The organism is Trinickia sp., assembly GCF_051953955.1.
In the GTDB taxonomy this organism is placed as follows: Bacteria; Pseudomonadota; Gammaproteobacteria; order Burkholderiales; family Burkholderiaceae; genus Trinickia.
This window is the reverse complement of the sequence record NZ_JBQCIF010000089.1, coordinates 1-17,783: the sequence shown is the minus strand read 5'-3', so window position 1 is coordinate 17,783 and position 17,783 is coordinate 1. Positions and strand designations below refer to the sequence as shown.

The window sequence follows — 17,783 nt, the reverse complement described above, 5'->3', positions numbered from 1 at the left end:
GGGCACACCTTCGATTCGACCGGGGCCGAGTCGCTTTTTGCCAGCGCTGCTCTGCGGCTAACGCACTGCCGTGCCGGACACCGCCGCCACGATGTACTTCTGGAAGAACAAGTACAGAACGAAGATGGGCAGGCCGGCGAAAATCGCCTGCGCCATCAGATAGCCAATGCCTTCGGACTGTGCGAAATTGCCTTGCGTCGACGCGAGGCCGATCGTCAGCGTATACATTTCAGGCTTCGATGCGGAGACGAGCGGCCACAAGTAATCGTTCCACGCGCTGAGGAACGTGAAAATCGCGAGCGTGGCTTGCGCCGGCAGGGAGAGCGGAAGCACCACGCGCCAGAACACCTTGAAGCGCGACGCGTTGTCGAGCAATGCCGCCTCCTCGATCTCGACGGGAACGGCCTTGAAGTACTGGGTCATGAGGTAGACGCCAAAGGGGGACGCGAGGCGGGGCAGGATCAGCGCGCCGTAGGTGTTGTGCCAATCCAGCGTCGCGAAGATATGGTGCAGCGGAATGACCAAGGCTTGCTCGGGCACCGCGAGACCGCACAGGCACATGAGATAGAGCGTGCGCCGGCCGGGAAACTCGGTGCGCGCGAAGCCGTAACCCGCAAGCGATGCGATCACGAGCGTGAGTAGTGTCTGTCCGACGGAAACGATGAGGCTGTTGACCAACCATCCGCCCACGGCCGACGTGTGAAGGATGTTCGTATAGTTGCGCAGCGTGAACGGAGGCGAGAAGAGCACGTCGGTGTGCTGTTCGAGGAACGCGTTGGGTTTGAACGAGAGGCACAGCACCCAGATCAGCGGCGCGATCCAAAACAGCGCGAGCAAGATGACGGCGCCGAGCATCAGGCGGTCGCCCAGGCGTCCGGCCAGGGTGCCGCGGGGGCGCGTCTCGAAAGCTAGCGTGCTCATGCCTGCTCCTTTTTGCGCAACAGCCAGGCCTGTGCGACTACGCCGATCAGCATCAGCGCGAACAGCACTTGCGCCGCCGCCGCGGAATAGCCGAACGACCATTGGCGAAAGCCGGTTTCGTAGATGAACTGCACGAGCGGGCGCGTCGAGTTGTTGGGACCTCCGTCCGTGAGCAGTTGGGCTTGGCCGAACAACTGGAACTGCAGCACGGCCTCGATCACCGCAACGAGCGCCACGGTGCGCCAAATCGACGGCAGCGTAATTCGGGTGAACGTGCGCCAGCGGGTGGCGCTATCGAGCGCCGCGGCTTCGTAGAGCTCTTGCGGAATCTGCTGCAGGGCTGCGAGAAAAAGCATCATCGGCAGGCCCATGATCCACCAGAGCGTGACGACGGCGATGGTGGGCAGCGCGGTGGCCTCGTGCATCAGCGGCAGGAACTCGGGCAGATGGAGTGCGCGGCTCGCATCGGCGAGCAGCCCATTGCCCGGCATCAAAACGAGTTTCCAAACGAGCGTGACGATCGTGACCGAGAGCACGGAAGAACCGAAAAAGAGCGCGCGCAGCGCCGCGCCGAGGCGGCCGGGCCGATTCAGCGCGAGCGCGAGGGCCAAGCCGAGCACGACGAAGACGGGCACCGTCAGCAACACGAAATAGAAGGTGTTGCGAATCGCACCGCGGAATATCGGGTCGAGCGTGAGGTCGAGGTAGTTGCGAACGCCGATGAATTCGCTCGTGCCGGCCAGCAGATCCACGCGTTGCAGGCTGAGCCACCAGCCGAAGCCTAGCGGCACGACGAGGAGCAGGACGTAGACGGTCACGAAAGGCAGCACGAACAGCGCATTGGCCCACGGCGCGTGGGCGTTGCGGTGCCGGACCCCATGCTTGTTGGGGAGCGGCATGGCGAGCGAGCGGTCAGACGCCATGCCATGCCTTGCCGGTTTCGTCGAACAGGTGCAAATGCGACGCATCGAGGTTCATGCGGATCGTATCGCCGATCTTGAACTCGAGATCCCTGGCGGGCGGCAATTGGGCCACGAGCAATTGACCGTTGGGCATGCTCACGTGCGCCAGCGAACGGTCGCCGAGTCTCTCGATCACTTCGGCGCGGCCAACTAGCGGCCCTTGCGGATCGAGCAGCACGTGCTCGGCGCGCACGCCGAGCGTAAGCTTGCCGGCCGGCAAGCCGGAGGCAGCGATGGCCGACGGCATTCGAACGCCCTCGAACGGCAGCGAGACCGTGAGCCGGCCGCCGTTCTCGCCTGCGCGCTCGACGTCGATGAAGTTCATGGCCGGTGAGCCGATGAAGCCCGCGACGAAGCGCGTCGCGGGCCGCTTGTAGATCTCGAGCGGCTCGCCGATTTGTTCTATCCGGCCGCGGTTCATGACGACGATCCGGGTGGCGAGTGTCATGGCTTCGACCTGATCGTGAGTGACGAAGACCATGGTCGAGTGCAGGCGCTGATGGATCCGAGCGAGCTCGAGGCGAGTGCGTGTGCGCAGCGCTGCGTCGAGGTTGGAGAGCGGCTCGTCGAACAGAAAGGCGTGAGGCTCCTTGACGACGGCGCGGCCGATCGCGACACGTTGACGCTGCCCGCCGGAAAGCTGCGCAGGCCGGCGCTGTAGCAGCGGGCCCAGCTCGAGCATGCGGGCCGCCTCGCCGATGCGCCGCTCGACATCGGCCGCGCGCACGCCTGTATTGCGCAGGCCGAACGCCATGTTGTCGTAGACGGTCATGTGCGGGTAGAGCGCGTAATGCTGGAACACCATCGCGACGCCACGCTTGCCCGGCGGCTGCTCGTTGACTTGCCGGTCGCCAATGCTGATCTGGCCGTCGCTGACCGTCTCGAGGCCCGCGATCATTCGCAGCAACGTCGATTTTCCGCAGCCTGATGGACCGAGGAAGACGAGGAATTCGCCCGAATGAATATCGAGGTCTAGGCCGGTGATGACCTCGGTTTCGCCATAACGCTTCGTCACGCCGCTCAATCGAATGCTCGTCACGGTGTCTCCTGGGGAGTGATCGCGTACCGCCGCATTAGTACGTTGATATTATGAAAATATCGATGCGATGACCCATCCGTGTAAACACTGACCGCCGCGATTCGTTCAGTCGTTCGATTGGGCCCGGTTTTCCTTGCCAAGAGCGGGGAGAGGGGCGCCGATCGCGCGTGGCACAGTCGCTTTTTGCCGTGTTGATTCACGGGGGCGTATTCCTGCTCTGGATCGGATCATTCGCGCGAGCATTCGTGCTGCGTGGGCTTGTCGCGTGGTCGGTGGGCATTGCGTTCGCGGGATTCCTGCAGACGCAGTATTGGAACCCGGACATGACGGGCAACCGGGCGCTACGGCGCGCTCGGGCTCTTGATGATGCGGGTCAAGGCGATCGACACGGTGCAGCCGATCTACGGGCTGACCGCCTTCGCGCTATAGACCGCAACGATGCGCCGTGAACGGCGCTATGCTCGCTCCGCGTAGAGCGATAGCGGGACCTTCGAATCCTTGAGCGCGAGCAGCCGTTTCTCGATGAGGGTCCACGATAGATGAGCGAGGAGAAAGCTGACGGCAAACGTCAGCACCGCCCCGATCAGCGGACCCGCGGCACCGAAAATCGGGGCGAGCCGATCATGCTTGCCGATGTTCGGCACGAAGGGATGGAAGAGATAGAACCCGTAGCTGATTCGCCCGAGATAGGCGAGCGGCCGCCATTCCAGCAGCCGCGTGGCGATGCCGTCCTGGTTCTGCGCGATGGCCAGCACGATGAGGCCCGTAGATCCGATCTGAGCCAGTTCGGTCAGCGCAAGATCGAAGCCCCGCACGTGCAGACCGAGCAGATCCCGCAGAAGGATGACTGAGAGCACGGCAACGCTGATCGCACTCGGAAGCGCGCCGAAGCGCCGCTCGCCGGCGGAATAGAAATAGCAGAGCCCGCCGAACAGCAAGATTGCGAAGTTGTTGAACGAGAACGTGTGGATCATCCAGTCGGAATACCCGGAGACGCGCAAGTAGATATGAAGCAAGACCGCCATTGCGCAGAGGAACAAGCAGAGCTTTACGTGATGTCTGGCCGCGAAGAGAAGCAATATCGGCGCGGCTAACAGGTAGAACTGCTCTTCGATCGAGAGGCTCCATAGATGCGTCAAATACGCGTCGTAGTCCTGGTGAATGCAGCCCAGCCAAATGTTCGAGAGGTAGGCGTAGGCATAGGGCAAGCCCTGGATGTTGCTGATGCTCCAGTTCTTATGCATGGCGACCGATGACAAATCGATCGCTGTTACTAATATAAGGACGATGTAGTAGATCGGAAAAATTCTCCACGATCGACGCCAAAAGAATTTTCTGATTTCGGTGGAGAAATCGGAAATCCCTCTGTCGCATGCGAGCCTGGAGCGGCTAAGAATTCCGATGATCAAGAAACCGCTGAGGCAAAAGAACATCCATACCCCTTCTCGGCCGAGGTCGATTCCCTTGATCGGCAGCTTGTGATGCATGAAGACCATGAGGACCGCGATTGCTCGCAAGCCGTCGAACCCGCGAATCCTGGAATTCATTCCTGAAACTCCCCGTGAGATCGTGACCCACCGAGAATCATAGCCGACAAAGCGCCGCGATATGCCGTGCCGAACCACCTAATTCGATCGTCCGGTTCAAATTGGCGAATAACGACTAGCCCATTCCCTGCGACGCGGATGCGCCTAGGCTTCAATGGCCGAAGCGGTGAGCCGCCTGGGCTCACGGGCATACCAGAGCGTGTCGTTCGGACGGTTGCGGCACGGGTTGGCACATTCATCTGGTTTTCCGGCCGATTAGTGCTAATTCATCGTTCTACCGGGGTATCGATGCATCGGCTTCGAAGGGCATAAAAACAGACGAGAAGGTTCGATGACGTTACGGACCGTTACGTAACGTCGAGCCCCATTGTCGGTTCCGGCGGAGCCGTTTTTGGCGGTTTGTTATGCATTGAAAATAAATTGCCGATCGAAAATAACGGTTTATCGAAGTGGCGTGTTTTGCGAAAAAACCGCCAACCGCGTTGGCATACTTTCTGCAAACGAGTGGCCCGCTCGTTATTCCGCACGAAATTCGATAACCAAGCGAGAGCTCAAGCATGACATCCGCCCCGAAGCTGTCCGCTCTCTATCTGTCGTCGCGCCCGCCATTTCCGCCGGCCGGCGGCCGTGAGCGTTTGATCGCACAAAACATCCGCTTTCTGGCCGCGGAGTACGAGTTGCACGTCATCGTGTTTTGCCGCAAGGGCGAGCGCCCCGATCTTGGCGAACTCATGCGCATGGGGTGCCGCTCGGTACGTCTTGCGCGGTTGCCCGGCGTGGCGGAGATTGCGCTCAATCTCTTGACGCGGCGTCGCTACTCGTTGCAAGAGAGCCTGTTTTTTTCGCGGCGCAGCCGAGAACTCGTTCACGAACTGGCGGTGAGCGGCATCAGCTTCGTCATCGCCGATATGCTTCGCACCGGCCAGTACTGCGAGGACCTGCCCGTGCCGAAGCTGATCGACCTGGACGACCTGCTCTCGGAACGCTATCGCCAATTCCTCGCGAACGGCTACCGGCAGGCGGTATTCGGCACGTTCTCACAGCGGGTTCCGAAGCCCCTCGTGATGCTGGAGCCGCTGCTGCGACGTCAGATGCTCGAATGGGAGCGCAGGGTGCTGGCAGGCCGCGAGGCAAACGCGCCGCATCGCTTCGATGTGACGCTGCTGACCTCCGACGAGGAGGTGGCGCGCCTGCGTCTGGCGAGCCACGCCACGCAGATCTACGCGAATCCGCAAGCCACGCCGGTACCGGCGGCGGCATGGCAGTGCGACGCCGGTGCTAGCGCGGGCCGCGTCGGCTGTTTCTTTCTCGGCAATATGCGCACGTCGCAGAACCTCTCGTCGCTGCAACTGATCGCGGACGACGTCATGCCGCTCGTATGCGGCGAGGGAATCGACGTTCACGTGCACGTCGTCGGTGATTTCGACGATCGCGCGGTCGCCATCGCGCGATCCACCGGCGATCGCATCACGCTGCACGGCTTCGTTTCCGACTACGTGCCCATTGCGCGCAGTTGCAACGTTGCGCTGCTGCCGGTCGTCGAGGGCACCGGCGTGAACACGAAGGTGCTCGATGCGATGGCTTTGGGCATTCCCGTCATTACCACGAGGATGGGGATCAAAGGGATCGGCGTGGAACACGATCGAGAGGTGCTGATCGCGGACACCGCGCTCGAGATGCATCGAATGATCGTTCGGCTCGCCGAAGACAGCACGCTGGGCGTACGCCTGTCCGCGGCGGCACGGGCCTACATCCTCGATCATCACGATCCGATGCGGTTGCACGAGCAGTTTCGCGAGCATGTAGCGAAAGCCATCGAGTCCGGGCGTGCGCGCTTGGCCGATCGCGCGCGCGTGTTGTCGGACGTGTTGCTCGCACCGCATGCGGCCGAAGCGCCCGTATCCGTCGTCGATCAGAGGGCGACATGAGCGCTCGGATGCATCGAATGGCACTGGTGATCGCAGGCGCCGTGGTCCTCGCCGGCAGCGGTGGCGCGTGCGCGCAAGCGATGTCGACGAGGGGCTCGCCTTCATCGCACACGTCGAGCGTGTCGCCCCCGCCACAGACGCTGGGCGCGCTTGCGTGGATCGAGAAGACCCACACCCGGCTGGGGTCGTTCGATTCCGCGCGGGCACCAAGCGCATCTCAGCGGTCTTCGTCGTCGGCCGGTACCCCGATGGACAAACCTGGCGGCAGCGATGCCACGCTCGGCGCTCGCAAAGGCACGTCGTCGCCGCTCGCGGCTGCCGATCCGCAGTCGATCGACGCCCCGAGCACACTGCAGCGGCTGCCCAGCCTGCTTCCCGCGTCTCCTCTCGCGGGCGCGGGCACATACGCGCATTCGCAGAGCGGCACATTGAGAATGAACCCCGTCGGCAGTCTGCTGCCGACACCTAAGGCTACCCAGGGGCCATGCCTCGGCGTCATCGGTTCCGCGCAATGCGCGAAGCAATGAAACATCGAATTCATTGATACAGGTGGATTTCTATGAGGGCTCCGGCATATGAGCATTTCGAACGTTCTCGTCGTCTGCACCGCGAACGTGCGTCGTAGTCCGATCGCCGCGGCCGTGCTGAGCGGGACGGCGCCATGGCTGACCGTGAGGTCGGCCGGCCTGCATGCGCAGATCGGCCATCGCGCGGACCCGCACGCCGTGGATCTGTTGGCCGAGCGAGGCATCGATCTGTCTGCTCATCGCGCGCAGCAGTTGAACCGCCTGCTGTGCGCGCAGGCGGATCTGATCTTCGTCATGGAATCCGCCCAAAAGGCCGAGCTCGAGCACCGCTATTCGGTCTTGAAGGGGCGCGTATTCAGGCTGGCGCACCACCACGGGGCCGACATTGTCGACTCGCATGCGGCCGGGCGGACTGCGCTCGCTCCCCTGCTGGATTCGATCGAAGCGGCGGTCGAGCGTTGGAGCGCACCTTTGGCCCGCTTGGCCGGTGCACCGCGCAGGCGTGAGAGCCGAGCCGGAGAGGGAGTCAGGGAAGAGGGGGCGCAGGCGCGCACGATTTCAATTCGACGAGAGATGGCGGTGTAACCATGAACAAACTCGATCCAAATTTTCAGATCGTCGAGGCCGATGCCGATACGCTCGATCTTTCTTCGATGGTCAATATGGCCGTCGAAAACCGCAAGATGATCATATTGATCGTCTGCGCCTGCCTGCTGTTCGGCACGCTGTATTCGGTTCTGGCCCGCAAGGTCTATCGCGCCGACATCCTCGTTCAAGTCGAGGACAACTCGAGCGCGACCACGACAGGCAGCCTGCTGTCGAGCATCGCGCCGCTGCTGAACATGACGTCGACGGCCGACGGAGAGATTCAACTGCTCGGCTCGCGGCTCGTCGTCTCGAAGGCCGTCGACGACACGCATTTGTACATCGATGCGCAGCCGCAGTATTTCCCGCTGATCGGCCGCTTGATCGCCGAGCACAATCCGACGATTTCGACGCCGGGTTTGTTCGGCCTGGGCGGCTATGCCTGGGGGGCGGAATCGATCGACGTCGACGCATTCAACGTGCCGAGCCGGATGGAAGGCCATACGTTCGAGATCAAAGCCTTGCCCAACGGCCGCTACGAGCTGTCGGGCCGAGCGCTCGATCAGAGCGTCCAAGGCGTCGTCGGACAGCCGTTGAAAGTGTCGACGCCGCTCGGCCCGATCGAGCTTCACGTGAACAAGCTCATCGGGGAGCCGGGCGTGGTGTTCGACGTGGTGCGCAACTCGCGTCTGCAGACGATCGAGGAGCTGCGGCAAAAGAAGCTCGTCATTACCGAGCCGGGCAAGGATTCGAACGTGCTCCAGGCCACCTATGACTCGTTCAACCCTTTGCTCGCCAGCCATTTGCTCAACGAGATCGGCAAAGAGTACGTCGCACAGAACGTGAAGCGCAAGGCCGAAGAGGCGCAGCACTCGATCGATTTCCTGAACAGTCAAATGCCCGTGCTCGAAAACGAGATGCACGAGTCGGAGGCCCGTTACAACGACATTCGCCGTCAAGCGAAGTCGATCGATCTGAGCGACGAAGCCAATCTCGTGCTGCAGCAGTCGGTCGACGTCGAAACGCAAATGAGCGCGCTCAAGCAAAAGCGCGCTGAATTGGCGCAGCAATTCACCGATAACCATCCGGCGATTCGCGCGATCGATGCGCAGCTCGCGCAGTTGTCGCTGCGCGAGAAGTCGATCGAAGGGCAGATCGCACAGCGTCCGGCCATCGAGCAAGGGGTGTTGCGCACGATGCGCGACATGCAGGTCGATCAGCAGTTGTACCTCGAGTTGCGCCAGAACCTGCAGCAGCTCAACTTGATCAAGGCCGGCAACATCGGCAGCGTTCGCGTCGTCGATACCGCACCCGTCCCCGAGGCCCCCGTGTGGCCAAAGCCGTTTCTGATCATTCCGATCGCGGCGCTCGGCGGCCTGTTCATCGGATGCGCGGTGGCTCTCGTGCGCAACAAGCTCTCGCGCCGCGTGAACGATTCGTACGACGTCGAACGCCTCGTCGGGCTCAACGTCTATGCGTCCGTGCCGAACAGCCTTGCGCAGCGCCGCATCGACAAGCTGGCGCGCCCGACGCTCGGCGAAGTGCGCCTGCTCGCGACGCGCGCCCCCAACGATCCCGCCATCGAGAGCTTGCGCAGTTTCCGCACATCGCTCGAATTCCTGATGTTGAACGCGCCGAACAATCGGATCATGTTCACGGGCGCGCTGCCGGATGTCGGCAAGTCGTTCGTCGCGGCCAACTGTGCGGCGCTGCTCGCGTCGTCCGGCCATCGCGTGCTGCTCGTCGACGCCGACATGCACAAGGGTGAACTGCATCGGTATCTCGGCTTGGAACTCGGGGGAGGCTTCGCTCAATTGCTCGATGGTGCGGACGAGCACTCGGTGATCCAAATGACGAGCGTGCCGAACATGGACTTCATTTCGGCGGGATCGACCGGAGCCAACGTGGACGGTCTGCTGCAGCGGGCGACCCTCGGGCGGATCTACGAACGCTTGTCGTCGAACTACGATTACATCATCGTCGATGCGCCGCCTCTCCTCGCGGTTGCCGATCCGCTCGTCTATGCCCCGCATTGCGGAGCCGTATTCTTGGTGGCGCTCGCGGGGGCGACGCGCGTTGCGGAATTGGACGAATCGCTGAAGCGCTTGCGTCTGGTCGGCGTGCACCTGCAGGGCGCCGTTCTCAATCGCGCGACCGCGCCGCTCGGCAAATACGGCTACGGCGCGGGCGTCTACGGTGCGGCGAGCAGCTATGGCTACCGCAAGCTCCTGGGCGTCTCGCGATGACGAGGCGCTCGATCAGCGCGGCCGAGCGCCGCACGCGGCGCAAGCTCCGCGGGCTATTCGTGCTGTTCGCGCTCGGCGTCGCGACGCAGCGCCTGGCGCTGCCGCTCGGGGCACAGGCGCAGTTGCCGGTCGCATTCCTGATCTACTGGTTCGCCGTGTTCTGGCTTGGCCTGGAACAGGTCATCGCGCCGCTGAAGACCATGGCGCTCGTGCTCGGGCTCGCGTTCGGTGCGGTGTTGACCTGTTCGATGCTGGCGGTAGGCATTCCGCAACTGTCCTCGCTCGCCTACCTGCTGGGCCTATACGTGCCGTTTGCGTGCGGGGCGACGCGCGCCATCGAGCCGCATCATATGCGTCGCGCCGCACGTTTTTTCGTCTCCATGATGATTGCGTTCGCGCTGCTCGCGATCATGCAGTTCGTCACGCAGCGGTTCATGCACATTCCCTACGTGGATCCGTTAGGGAGCCTGCCCGAGTCCGTGGTGCTGCAGGGGTACATGACGTCGTATCCGATCTTCTATGGTGCGGATCTCTATAAATCGAACGGGTATCTGTTCGTCGAGGCATCGCTCCTCTCGCAGTTTCTCGGGCTGGCGATCATCATCGAGTTGAGCTTGTTCAGGCGCTTGTTGCCGCTCGCCGTGCTCGTCGCCGCGTTGGCCACGACGTTCTCGGGCACGGGAGCATTGTTGATCGCCTCCGTGAGCCCCGTGCTGTTCATGCGCTATTGGTCGAACCCGCGCACGATCTTGCTGGGCGCGCTCGCGATCGCCGTGATGGGCACCGAGATCGCGACGCATCCCGAGCTGCTGAGCCGGCTCGGCGAATTCGGCGGACGCGATACGAGCGCATCGGCCCGCTTCGTCGAGCCTTATTTGATGATGGTGCGCGAATCGTTCGGCGACCCGGCCAGCTTCCTGTTCGGGCATGGCGCGGGCGCTGCCAACCGGCTCGTCACCTCGAGCGACTCGCTCGTCAATTTTTCGGCTGTGCCGAAGGCGGTCATCGAGTACGGCTTGGTCGGCGGCGGGGCGCTCTTGCTTGCGATCGTATTTCGGATCGCGCGCTCGGGGCAGCCCTCAACGGTGATCATTGCATTGATCGTCATGCACTATTTCCTGTCGGGCGCGCTGCTGCAGCCGATCTCGGTGCTGCTGCTGTTCTTCTTCATCGCAACCGGTGCCCGGCCCATCCGCTCGGAGCGAGCGGTGCCCGCTGCGTCGCCCGTGTTGGCGGGGAGCCAGGCATGAGCCCGACGACCCAGCAGGCGCTGGCGGGCCAGCGTCTGCTCGTGATATCGCACGTGCGCGACGACGTGGGCGCGAACGGTGGCGCCGTTTATACCGCAGGCCTGCTCGCGTTGTTGCGGCGCGTGTTCGCGGACGTGCGGATCGAGTATGTCTATGCCGAGGCGCCACGACACCGTAGGCTGAGGATCGCGGCGGCTTTCTTGCGCGCCGCGTTTTCCGGGCTCGCGGCGAAAATCGAATATTTCCGCGTGAACGACGCAAAAAGGCGCATCGGCGAGGCCATCGCGCAGCATGCGCCGAGCCTCGTCGTCTTCGATCACCTGGAAACCATGCTGTATGCACCGCTTGTGGGCGGCGACGTCAAAACGCTGCTCGTTCAGCACAACGATGAGGTCAAGCTCTACGCGGAGCGTGTCGGCAACGGGCGGCCGCGCTGGCTGCGTGCCGCTCTGGGCCTCGAGTTGCGCCGCCTCGAGCAATTTCAGCGTGCGGCGTATGCGCGCTGCGGCAACGCCGTTTTTCTTTCCGCGGACGAAGCCGCGCAAGGGGCGCACGCCGGCGTGCGCAAGATCTTCACGTTGTTGCCTTCGTTCGATTACGCACCCATCGATGCGAAGGATAACGACGATGGGCGCGTGCATTTGCTGTTCGTGGGCAATATGCAGTGGTGGCCGAACGTCGACGCGCTCGAGTGGTTCATCGAAGAGGTCCTTGGCGCCGTGCCGGACGACGTCGTGCTGCACGTCGTGGGGCGAGGCTCGGAACAGTGGGCGGCCCGGCACCCGCAACTGATCGCGCACGGATTCGTCGAGCGCCGCACCGACGTTTGGGGCATGGCGCCGATCTTCATCGCGCCCGTACGGCTCGGTGCGGGGGTCAACATCAAGGTAGCGGAGGCCCTCTACAACGGCCGCGCGCTCATCGCCACGCCGCAGGCCCTGCGCGGCTTGGCGCTGGGTGCCGATGGAGCGGTCGCGAACTGCGCATCCGCCGCCGAGTGGATCGACTTATTGCGCGACGGTGCCAAGCTGCGCGCGCTCGCGCGCTCGCAGCCGTTGCAGCGCCATCGCGATCTATTCGCTCGAGGGCGCGTAGAGCCGCGCTTCGCCGAGTATCTGACGAACCTTTGCTCGAGCCCCGGGAGGTCGATGCGATGAGCTCCGTGGCTCGAAAAGGATTGGCCCAGTTGATGTCGTCGGCGGTCATGGCGCTCTTGCAGCTCGCACAGATCGCCGTCGTGGCACGCACCTTCCATGGCGCGCAGCTCGGCGTCGTCGCGCTCTATTCGATGATGATCGCGCTGGCGACGGTCCTGTGCGACTTCGGCTTGCAAAGCTTCGTCATTCAAGACAAGCGGGAGCGCGAGGCGACTCTTGCCGACGTCGCAGCGGCGCTGCCGTGGTTCGTTTGCGTGGGTATCGGGATCTGCGCGATCGGCTACGTCGGCGTTCATTTCATCGCGCGCGACGCCGCCGAGGCGAGCGGTATCGGCCGTGCTCTGCTGTGGATCGCACCGGCGATTCCGCTCGCGATCTTCATGGGACCGTTGCAGGGCTTCGCCGTGCGCGATCTCGACCTCGAGCGCTTGGCTTTCGCCGAGGCGGCGGGCAAGTGCGTAGGGGTGGGTGCCACGGTGCTCAGTGCCCGCTTCGGGCAGCACACCTCGTGCGTGATGATCGGCTTTTATGCGGCGCTGATCGTCAAGCTCATTTGCATGCAGCACACCGTGCGGCACATCGTGACGATTGGTAAGCACGTGAAGGATGGGCATCACAAGGGCAGTGCGAAGGCGACGGCCTCCTATGCGCTCGCACAGTTGTTCGGCCAGTTCGTCAACGTGCTGGGTGGGAAAGCCGATGAGGTGATCGTCGGCGCGACCATGCCGCTCGCCGTGTTCGGCGTCTACTCGTCGATGAAGCAGTTCGTCTTGCAGGCGAGCGCATTTATTTCCCCCATGATGCGGCGCACGACGATGCCGCTGTTCGCGGCATGGCGGGCCGACGCGCCCGAGCGGTTCGGAGAGTTCGAACGCGTGGTGTGCTGGTCCACGTCGCTCTACGCCTGTTTCTTTCTTGCACTTGCACTCAACGCGGGGCTCGTGACCAAAGTGCTCTATGGGCACGCGTTCCTCGGCTATTCCGATTGGCTCGCGTGCCTTGCGCTGCTTTGGTCCGTGCGAGCGTTCGAGGGGGGGACTATTTCGGCCTTCTTGCAAAGCACGGGGGCGCCGTTCGTCGACGTGGGCTATGCGATGCTGCAAACGGCCGTGCAAGCATCGCTGCTTCTCGTGACGGCACGCTACGGCATCGAGCGAATGCTGCTGGTCGTCATCGCCGTTCAAAGCGTCATCGCCGTGATCGGGCACTTCGTCCTGCTTGGCAAGCGGGCTCGCATGGGCGCGTCCGCCGTGACCTTCAAGCTGCTGTTGCCGACGGCATGCTTCCACGTGATCGCGCTGTCGTTGGCCGCGCTCGAGCGGGCATTCGAAATCGTTTGGCTGCAACCTGTTTTCGGCATCGTACTGGCCGGCGCGATCGCAGCAATCACGGCCTGGGTCACTGGGTATCCGAAGCTACTTCCACAAGCGAGAACAAGATGGACGTGATGAACACTGCCCTGGTCGTATTCGCGTACAAGCGACCTCAGCACCTGGCGCAAACGCTCGCGGCCCTGTCCGAGAGCGTCGGCGCCGATCGTTTGGATCTCTTCATCTTCTGCGACGGCCCGCGCAAGAGCGCGGATGCGGACGCGGTCGCGCGCGTTCGCGACGTCGCGCATCGCGCAAAGGGCTTTCGCTCGCTGCAGGTGAAGGCATCGCCGGTCAACCTGGGGCTCGGGCGCTCCGTGATCGAAGGGGTCAGCGCCGTCCTCGCTCGGTACGAGTCGGTGATCGTGGTCGAGGACGACATCGAAGTGGCAAAGGGATTCTTGCCCTACATGCAAGCGGGTTTGCAGGCGTACGGCGGCGATCGGCGCGTCTTTTCAGTGGTCGGGTATGCGCCGCCGGTGAGCGGGGGAGAGCGGCATGGCGACGCTTTCTTCGTGCCGCGCATCGGCGCGTGGGGATGGGGGACTTGGCGCGATCGTTGGCAATCGGTGGATTGGGCATGCTCGCAATACTGGTCGTTCATGAACGACCGCCACCGCCGCGCCCAGTACACGCGCGCCGGCCGGGACATGCTCGACATGCTCGTCAATCAAGTCGAGGGCGAGGCGGAGTCATGGGCCGTGCGCTTCGACTTCGGCCGCTATCTCTACGGAGATGCGCTCGTGCTGTACCCGGCGCGCTCGCTCGTGTCGAACACGGGAATGGACGGCAGCGGCGAGCATCGCGCGGCCACGACGCACTACGAGGGGGCGTTGAGCGATCAACTGCGCTTCGAGATGCCCGCGCAAGTTCGCGAAGCGCAGGACATGACGCGTGCGTTCGCGCAATTCTATCCGCGCCCGCTGCACAGCCGGCTGGCGATTTGGGCGCGGCGCCTACACTTGCATGGGCCGGCGCGAAAGGTCTACCGATTCGTCTTCAACTAGCGAGCCACGATGAAAATTATCGTTGCGGTGCCCGACATCACCTTCAACGGCGGGGCCGAGCAAGTCGCGCGAGATATCGGAGCAGCGCTCCTCGAGCTGGGCGAGGTCGTGATCGTCAGCGTGTTCTCGCATGCCCGCGATCGGCCGTCCGCGAATGCGCGCGGTTCCGAAGACGGCGGCCGCGTTGCCGTGGTGCACCTCGGGATGAGTCGTCCGCGCAATGCATTGGACAAAATCTTCATCCGGCTCACGCTGATGCGCAATGTGATGCGTGCGGTGCCTGATGCCGACGTCGTCATCGGCAACAACTTTTTCCGTTACTTTGCGCTGCGGCCGCTGTCGAAGCGGCCGGTGTGCATCGAGGTCCAGCATCTTTGCTACGAGGAAGAGCGCCCTCGGTGGATTCAGCTGTTGATGCGCGACACGCTGTACAAGCAGCTCGACAACGTGGTTGTACTGACCGAGCGCGACCGCGCGCTGTTCGCCCGGCATGGCGTCACCAACGCGTCGGTGCTCTACAACGCAGTGCACTTGCCGCAGACGATCGGCGATCCCGCCGCGCGGCCCAAAGTGGTGGTGGCGGTCGGGCGGCTCACCGCGCAAAAGAACTTCGCGGCGTTGATCGAAGTCTGGGCCGACGTGGCCGACCGGCTGCACGACTGGTCGCTCGCGATATACGGGGAAGGCGAGCAGCGCGACATGCTGCAGGCGCTGATCGACGCGAAGGGGATCGGGCATTGCGTCACGCTGGCCGGCTTTCGCAGCGACAAACGCGACATTTACGAAAGCGGCTCGCTCCTGTGTTCGGTATCCCGATACGAAGGCTTTCCGCTCTCGCTTTGCGAGGCCGCCGCATACGGCTTACCCGTCGTGGCGTTCGATTGCCCGTCGGGGCCGCGCGAGCTCCTTTCGATGGGAGACCTCGGACGGCTCGTGGAGCTGGACGACAAGGCAGGCCTTGCCAACGCCTTGATCGAGCTGGCAGAAGACGAAACGCTGCGCCTGCGGTGCTCGCGCAACGGGCGCATGGCGGCGCGCGTGTTCGCCTTCGACGCATTTGCTTTGCGCTGGCGGCAACACGTCGAGCGGCTCGTGCGCACGCGGGTCTCGCCCAACCAATTCGCCATCGATAAGCCAATGGGAGCCCATCCGATGAGTAGTCCCGCAAAACCGCGGCTTGCGGCTGCACGCGCCGCAGGCCCATCGCGCTCGGTGGGGGTGAAAAGCACCGTTCGCGCATCGGCACACGGCATGCTGCGCCGCTTGAAGCACATGCTGCCCGATGAGCTGTACTTGTACATTTGGCATCGAGTGAAGGTCGGACGGTTCCCCAATCTGAAGAACCCCACGACGTTCAACGAATGGATCTTGCACCGAAATCTGAACCCCCAGCCCCAGTGGACGGAGTTGGCCGACAAACTCGCCGTTCGCGAATACGTGAAGAGCAAGATCGGCGAGAAACATCTGGTTCCGTTGCTTGCGGCGCCTACCGTCTTCACGCGCGAAGTGTTCGATTCGCTGCCCAACGCGTTCGCGATGAAGGCGAATCACGGATGCGGATTCGTCAAGTTGGTCCGGGACAAGTCGAGCACGTCGTTCGAGGAACTGAATCGCATCGCCGAGAAGTGGCTGGCGACCGACTACTATCTCGTCACGCGCGAGCGGCACTATCATGCGATCGAGCGCCGGATTTATTTCGAAAAATTGCTGCTCGATCGCGCGGGCAGGGTGCCCTCGGACATCAAACTGAACATGTTCGGGAGTAGCCCGGACGGCCCGATCATCTACGCGGGCGTGGTCTCCGATCGTTCCGGCGATACCCGCATCGCGATGTTCGATGCGCAGTGGAACCGGCTCGACCTCGCGCTGGGCGAATACCGCCCCAACGAGGTGTCCGTACCGCCGCCGGCCAACTGGGAGGAGATCAAGCGAATCGCCATGGCATTGGCGGAGGATCTCGGTTATGTGCGAGTCGACCTCTACGCGCCCGATAACGAGGTGTACTTCGGCGAGTTGACGTTCACGCCGGGCGCCGGTGTATTTCCCTTCCATCCCGATCGATTCGATCACGATTGGGGGCGGCTCCTCAAGGAAATGATGACGGGGCATCCGATGAGCGGCATCCGTGTGCAGTTCGGCTCGACATGACGACGCAACTTAGGGAATGCTCATGAAAGCTTCTACGCTTGGACGATTCACCGTTTGCGCCGCGCTCGCGGCGAGTTTGTGCTCCACCGCCCACGGTGAAGCCGCGCTAGGATTGCACGCGGGGAAGGATACGCAGATCGCGCAGTACGAGGAATTCAGCAACTGGCTCGGCAAAACCGTGCTATACCGCGTGACGTTCGACAGCGACGATTCATGGAACGCGATTGCATCGCCGTATTTTCTGAGTGCGACGCGCCAGTGGCTCGCGTCGAATCCGCAGCGTCACGAAGTCGTCTCCGTGCCGCTCGTTCCGAAGGGCAGCGGCTCCGATACGCTTTCGGAGGTCGCGGCCGGAAAATACGACAGCTACTTCCGGCAACTCGCCCAGAATCTCGCCGGCAAGACCGGTGCGCCTGATCGCATCATCGTGCGGCTCGGCTGGGAGCCGAACGGCACTTGGTATGCGTGGTCGGCGGTGAAGTCGCCTGACGCTTACATCAAGGCCTTCCGCCGCGTCGTGCAAACCATGCGCTCGGTCAGCAAGGATTTGCGCTTCGAGTGGAACGTCGCCAGAACCGGGGCGAAGGGTTTCGATTGGACGAACGCTTACCCGGGCGACGATGTCGTCGATATCGTCTCGATGGATGTCTACGATCAGTACATTCACGATTGGGATGATCTCCTCAACGGACATCAAGGCCTCGCGTTCTTCCGCAGCTTCGCGCGGCAGCACCACAAGCCCGAAGCGTATGCGGAATGGGGGTTGTCGAACGGTTCGCACGGCCACGGAGACAACCAAGCATTCGTCCAGCACATGCATGAATGGTTCGTTTCGGGCGATGTGCTGTATGCCGCCTACTGGAATACGTCTTCCGGCGGCCCCGATGCGGCGATCGAAGGCCGCGACGCCGGGAAGGTGCCGAACTCGGCGCAAGTGTTCAAAAGTCTATTCAGCCGATGACGGTGCGCACCTGGTGCGAGCGGGGCAACCCTTCGCGCCGGGCGCAAAACGAAAACGCGGATAGATAACGAAAATAACCGGCAACAAAACGCGGGTAGACTAACTGGGGCTGAATCGCCGCGCGTTTCTTAATTG

General features: G+C 62.9%; 14 protein-coding genes. 10 read left to right on the top strand and 4 right to left on the bottom strand.

Annotation, left to right across the window (positions count from 1 at the left end; all coding sequences use genetic code 11):
- Window positions 1–57: 57 nt before the first annotated feature.
- The 4 genes from ACTHNZ_RS17515 to ACTHNZ_RS17500 form a co-directional block, all read right to left on the bottom strand.
- Complete coding sequence (locus tag ACTHNZ_RS17515) at window positions 58–921, bottom strand: carbohydrate ABC transporter permease (protein WP_440543819.1); 864 nt, start codon at window positions 919–921, stop codon at window positions 58–60.
- Window positions 918–1,844 carry a carbohydrate ABC transporter permease gene (locus ACTHNZ_RS17510; RefSeq protein ID WP_440543818.1) on the bottom strand — a complete coding sequence of 309 codons (927 nt, stop codon included), beginning with the start codon at window positions 1,842–1,844 and terminating at the stop codon, window positions 918–920. Before ACTHNZ_RS17510 ends, ACTHNZ_RS17515 begins: the two co-directional genes overlap by 4 nt.
- On the bottom strand, window positions 1,834–2,922 hold the full coding sequence (locus tag ACTHNZ_RS17505; protein ID WP_440543817.1) for an ABC transporter ATP-binding protein: 1,089 nt from the start codon (window positions 2,920–2,922) through the stop codon (window positions 1,834–1,836). Before ACTHNZ_RS17505 ends, ACTHNZ_RS17510 begins: the two co-directional genes overlap by 11 nt.
- A gap of 455 nt (window positions 2,923–3,377) precedes the next feature.
- On the bottom strand, window positions 3,378–4,469 hold the full coding sequence (locus ACTHNZ_RS17500) for an acyltransferase family protein (protein WP_440543816.1): 1,092 nt from the start codon (window positions 4,467–4,469) through the stop codon (window positions 3,378–3,380).
- Between the two features lie 557 nt (window positions 4,470–5,026).
- On the opposite strand from ACTHNZ_RS17500, the gene ACTHNZ_RS17495 reads away from it, so the two are divergent.
- From ACTHNZ_RS17495 to ACTHNZ_RS17450, 10 genes are read left to right on the top strand one after another with little or no spacing between them, the layout of a single operon-like run.
- A complete protein-coding gene (locus ACTHNZ_RS17495; RefSeq protein ID WP_440543815.1) occupies window positions 5,027–6,397 on the top strand; it encodes a glycosyltransferase in 1,371 nt (456 codons plus the stop codon).
- Between the two features lie 17 nt (window positions 6,398–6,414).
- Window positions 6,415–6,924 carry a hypothetical protein gene (locus tag ACTHNZ_RS17490; RefSeq protein ID WP_440543814.1) on the top strand — a complete coding sequence of 170 codons (510 nt, stop codon included), beginning with the start codon at window positions 6,415–6,417 and terminating at the stop codon, window positions 6,922–6,924.
- A gap of 48 nt (window positions 6,925–6,972) precedes the next feature.
- Window positions 6,973–7,509: an arsenate reductase/protein-tyrosine-phosphatase family protein gene (locus ACTHNZ_RS17485; protein ID WP_440543813.1), complete on the top strand. Its 537-nt coding sequence runs from the start codon at window positions 6,973–6,975 to the stop codon at window positions 7,507–7,509.
- A gap of 2 nt (window positions 7,510–7,511) precedes the next feature.
- On the top strand, window positions 7,512–9,755 hold the full coding sequence (locus ACTHNZ_RS17480) for a GNVR domain-containing protein (RefSeq protein ID WP_440543812.1): 2,244 nt from the start codon (window positions 7,512–7,514) through the stop codon (window positions 9,753–9,755).
- On the top strand, window positions 9,752–11,005 hold the full coding sequence (locus tag ACTHNZ_RS17475; protein WP_440543811.1) for a hypothetical protein: 1,254 nt from the start codon (window positions 9,752–9,754) through the stop codon (window positions 11,003–11,005). Before ACTHNZ_RS17480 ends, ACTHNZ_RS17475 begins: the two co-directional genes overlap by 4 nt.
- A complete protein-coding gene (locus ACTHNZ_RS17470; RefSeq protein WP_440543810.1) occupies window positions 11,002–12,162 on the top strand; it encodes a glycosyltransferase in 1,161 nt (386 codons plus the stop codon). Before ACTHNZ_RS17475 ends, ACTHNZ_RS17470 begins: the two co-directional genes overlap by 4 nt.
- Window positions 12,159–13,610: an oligosaccharide flippase family protein gene (locus tag ACTHNZ_RS17465; RefSeq protein WP_440543809.1), complete on the top strand. Its 1,452-nt coding sequence runs from the start codon at window positions 12,159–12,161 to the stop codon at window positions 13,608–13,610. Before ACTHNZ_RS17470 ends, ACTHNZ_RS17465 begins: the two co-directional genes overlap by 4 nt.
- Window positions 13,610–14,539, top strand: a complete 930-nt coding sequence (locus ACTHNZ_RS17460) for a hypothetical protein (protein WP_440543808.1) — start codon at window positions 13,610–13,612, stop codon at window positions 14,537–14,539. Before ACTHNZ_RS17465 ends, ACTHNZ_RS17460 begins: the two co-directional genes overlap by 1 nt.
- 9 nt (window positions 14,540–14,548) lie before the next feature.
- Window positions 14,549–16,687, top strand: coding sequence for a glycosyltransferase (locus ACTHNZ_RS17455; RefSeq protein WP_440543807.1), 2,139 nt, complete (start codon window positions 14,549–14,551; stop codon window positions 16,685–16,687).
- 22 nt (window positions 16,688–16,709) lie between these two features.
- A complete protein-coding gene (locus tag ACTHNZ_RS17450; protein WP_440543806.1) occupies window positions 16,710–17,648 on the top strand; it encodes a glycoside hydrolase family 26 protein in 939 nt (312 codons plus the stop codon).
- Window positions 17,649–17,783 lie beyond the last annotated feature (135 nt).

Coding starts and splice junctions, on each gene's coding strand:
- ACTHNZ_RS17510 (WP_440543818.1), bottom strand. CDS start 1,844: ATGGCGTCTGACCGCTCGCTCGCCATGCCGCTCCCCAACAAGCATGGG.
- ACTHNZ_RS17470 (WP_440543810.1), top strand. CDS start 11,002: ATGAGCCCGACGACCCAGCAGGCGCTGGCGGGCCAGCGTCTGCTCGTG.
- ACTHNZ_RS17450 (WP_440543806.1), top strand. CDS start 16,710: ATGAAAGCTTCTACGCTTGGACGATTCACCGTTTGCGCCGCGCTCGCG.
- ACTHNZ_RS17465 (WP_440543809.1), top strand. CDS start 12,159: ATGAGCTCCGTGGCTCGAAAAGGATTGGCCCAGTTGATGTCGTCGGCG.
- ACTHNZ_RS17460 (WP_440543808.1), top strand. CDS start 13,610: ATGAACACTGCCCTGGTCGTATTCGCGTACAAGCGACCTCAGCACCTG.
- ACTHNZ_RS17480 (WP_440543812.1), top strand. CDS start 7,512: ATGAACAAACTCGATCCAAATTTTCAGATCGTCGAGGCCGATGCCGAT.
- ACTHNZ_RS17495 (WP_440543815.1), top strand. CDS start 5,027: ATGACATCCGCCCCGAAGCTGTCCGCTCTCTATCTGTCGTCGCGCCCG.
- ACTHNZ_RS17500 (WP_440543816.1), bottom strand. CDS start 4,469: ATGAATTCCAGGATTCGCGGGTTCGACGGCTTGCGAGCAATCGCGGTC.
- ACTHNZ_RS17475 (WP_440543811.1), top strand. CDS start 9,752: ATGACGAGGCGCTCGATCAGCGCGGCCGAGCGCCGCACGCGGCGCAAG.
- ACTHNZ_RS17455 (WP_440543807.1), top strand. CDS start 14,549: ATGAAAATTATCGTTGCGGTGCCCGACATCACCTTCAACGGCGGGGCC.
- ACTHNZ_RS17485 (WP_440543813.1), top strand. CDS start 6,973: ATGAGCATTTCGAACGTTCTCGTCGTCTGCACCGCGAACGTGCGTCGT.
- ACTHNZ_RS17515 (WP_440543819.1), bottom strand. CDS start 921: ATGAGCACGCTAGCTTTCGAGACGCGCCCCCGCGGCACCCTGGCCGGA.
- ACTHNZ_RS17490 (WP_440543814.1), top strand. CDS start 6,415: ATGGCACTGGTGATCGCAGGCGCCGTGGTCCTCGCCGGCAGCGGTGGC.